Genomic DNA, 2,088 nt, shown 5'->3' with positions numbered 1-2,088 from the left:
GGGGCACGGCATTTTACAATCTTTGGGTAAAATCAAAATTTATCCTGGCCGTGCTACTACAAGATCGCAGGATTTACCCACGATGAACCTATCACCAAAGTTTCTACTATGCAGAAAACCGATTTCTTGGCGTAATCTCATATCCGGTGGCATGGGCAAGGTCAGGCGCGGCGAATTGAACAACAGACGCGGGGAATGAAGATGGGGAAGAAATTACCGATATTCCTGATGTCCTTCACCTTTCCTTCTGGGTGCCGCCCCATTCCCTCAATCAATTTCCAGCTTACGGGGCACGGCATTTTACAATCTTTGGGTAAAATCAAAATTTATCCTGGCCGTGCCCCTACAACCTATGCAGAAAACCGATTTCTTGGCGTAATCTCATATCCGGTGGCATGGGCAAGGTCAGGCGCGGCGAATTGAACAACAGACGCGGGGAATGAAGATGGGGAAGAAATTACCGATATTCCTGATGTCCTTCACCTTTCCTTCTGGGTGCCGCCCCATTCCCTCAATCAATTTCCAGCTTACGGGGCACGGCATTCTACAATCTTTGGGTAAAATCAAAATTTATCGACGCCGTGCCCCTACAAGATCGCAGGATTTACCCAAAATGAAGCCAAAAACCGGGTTTCTGCATAGATATCTAGCTGACAAAGCGACGATTTTTTTGCGTAATATCATATCCGGTGGCATCGGCAACGTCAGGCGCGGCGAATTGAAAAACAGATGCAGGTAATTAAGATGGGGAAGAAATTACCGATCTTCCTCACCTCCATCACCTTCATCATCTTTCCCTCGGGGCGCCGCCCCATTCCCTCAATCAATTTCCGGTTGTAGGGGCACGGCATTCTACAATCTTTGGGTAAAATCAAAATTTATCCCTGCCGTGCCCCTACAAGATCGCAGAATTTACCCAAAATGAAGCCAAAAACCGGGTTTCTGCATAGCTGTAGCGAACATTCTACAATCTTTGGGTAAAATCAAAATTTATCGACGCCGTGCCCCTACAAGATCGCAGGATTTACCCAAAATGAAGCCAAAAACCGGGTTTCTGCATAGATATCTAGCTGACAAAGCGACGATTTTTTTGCGTAATATCATATCCCGTGGCATCGGCAACATCAGGCGCGGCGAATTGAACAACAGACGCGGGGAATGAAGATGGGGAAGAAATTACCGATATTCCTGATGTCCTTCACCTTTCCCTCTGGGTGCCGCCCCATTCCCTCAATCAATTTTCGGTTGTAGGGGCACGGCAATATACAATCTTTGGGTAAAATCAAAAGTTATCGCCGCCGTGCCCCTACAAGATCGAACGATTTGTTTGTGTAATATCATATCCGGTGGTATCTGCAACGTCAGGCGCGGCGAATTGAAAAACAAATGCAGGTAATTAACATGGGAAAGAAATTACCGATATTCCTGATGTCCTTCACCTTTCCTTCTGGGTGCCGCCCCATTCCCTCAATCAATTTCCAGCTTACGGGGCACGGCATTCTACAATCTTTGGGTAAAATCAAAATTTATCCTGGCCGTGCCCCTACAAGATCGCAGGATTTACCCACGATGAAGTTAGAAACCGGGTTTATTTGCGTCGTACCATTTAATTAAGTCGTAGGTTTTCTGGATAATCGGCAGATCTTGCATAGCCACCCCTAAAAAAAATTTTGGCTCGCGCTGCGCGCGAAAGATTAAATAATAGAGGGAAAAGGGCAAAATTGCAAGAGGGTAGAGGGCTATTGAGTCCACGCCGAGGAGCAAACAACCCGAAAACCGATGCTGTACCACCTGACGTCCAAATCGTACCTGTTACGAAACGCCGAACGGCAGCGCCTCAGATAGTTGTACCACGAACCACCGCGCCGCACATGGTAATGATTATCATTATTATTTATTTTTATTCCCCAAGCACTACCATCTGTGGGCGCCCCTTCATAATTATCGTGCCAATCATCGGCACACCAGTTAGAGTCGATAGGAGCGTTACCACTCTTACCTCTCCTTCAAAACCGGACGTGAGACTTTCACCTCATCCGGCTCCTCAATAATTCCACCCTTGTCATGGGTGCGATTCAAAACAGGTTA

General features: G+C 46.9%; 6 protein-coding genes. All 6 read right to left on the bottom strand.

Annotated elements, in window-relative coordinates; genetic code table 11:
- Window positions 1–161 precede the first annotated feature (161 nt).
- The 6 genes from MiSe_RS48805 to MiSe_RS48780 all read right to left on the bottom strand — a co-directional run bounded on the left by MiSe_RS48805 (window position 162) and on the right by MiSe_RS48780 (window position 1,979).
- Window positions 162–299, bottom strand: a complete 138-nt coding sequence (locus MiSe_RS48805) for a hypothetical protein (protein WP_226594720.1) — start codon at window positions 297–299, stop codon at window positions 162–164.
- A gap of 106 nt (window positions 300–405) precedes the next feature.
- A complete protein-coding gene (locus MiSe_RS48800; RefSeq protein ID WP_226594720.1) occupies window positions 406–543 on the bottom strand; it encodes a hypothetical protein in 138 nt (45 codons plus the stop codon).
- Window positions 544–704: 161 nt separating this feature from the next.
- The gene (locus MiSe_RS48795; RefSeq protein WP_226594718.1) at window positions 705–851 is read right to left on the bottom strand and encodes a hypothetical protein; all 147 of its coding nucleotides are present in this window, start codon (window positions 849–851) and stop codon (window positions 705–707) included.
- Between the two features lie 273 nt (window positions 852–1,124).
- On the bottom strand, window positions 1,125–1,262 hold the full coding sequence (locus MiSe_RS48790; protein ID WP_226594716.1) for a hypothetical protein: 138 nt from the start codon (window positions 1,260–1,262) through the stop codon (window positions 1,125–1,127).
- Window positions 1,263–1,361: 99 nt separating this feature from the next.
- Window positions 1,362–1,499, bottom strand: coding sequence for a hypothetical protein (locus MiSe_RS48785; RefSeq protein WP_226594714.1), 138 nt, complete (start codon window positions 1,497–1,499; stop codon window positions 1,362–1,364).
- A gap of 240 nt (window positions 1,500–1,739) precedes the next feature.
- Complete coding sequence (locus MiSe_RS48780; protein ID WP_226594721.1) at window positions 1,740–1,979, bottom strand: formylglycine-generating enzyme family protein; 240 nt, start codon at window positions 1,977–1,979, stop codon at window positions 1,740–1,742.
- Window positions 1,980–2,088 lie beyond the last annotated feature (109 nt).

Origin of the sequence: Microseira wollei NIES-4236, assembly GCF_020521235.1 — a bacterium.
Classification (GTDB): Bacteria; Cyanobacteriota; Cyanobacteriia; order Cyanobacteriales; family Aerosakkonemataceae; genus Microseira; species Microseira wollei.
This window is presented reverse-complemented; position numbering and strand designations above follow the sequence as displayed.

Bases quoted from the DNA above. Each gene is read 5' to 3' on its own strand.
- MiSe_RS48805 (WP_226594720.1), bottom strand. From the start codon at position 299: ATGCCGTGCCCCGTAAGCTGGAAATTGATTGAGGGAATGGGGCGGCAC.
- MiSe_RS48800 (WP_226594720.1), bottom strand. From the start codon at position 543: ATGCCGTGCCCCGTAAGCTGGAAATTGATTGAGGGAATGGGGCGGCAC.
- MiSe_RS48795 (WP_226594718.1), bottom strand. From the start codon at position 851: ATGCCGTGCCCCTACAACCGGAAATTGATTGAGGGAATGGGGCGGCGC.
- MiSe_RS48785 (WP_226594714.1), bottom strand. From the start codon at position 1,499: ATGCCGTGCCCCGTAAGCTGGAAATTGATTGAGGGAATGGGGCGGCAC.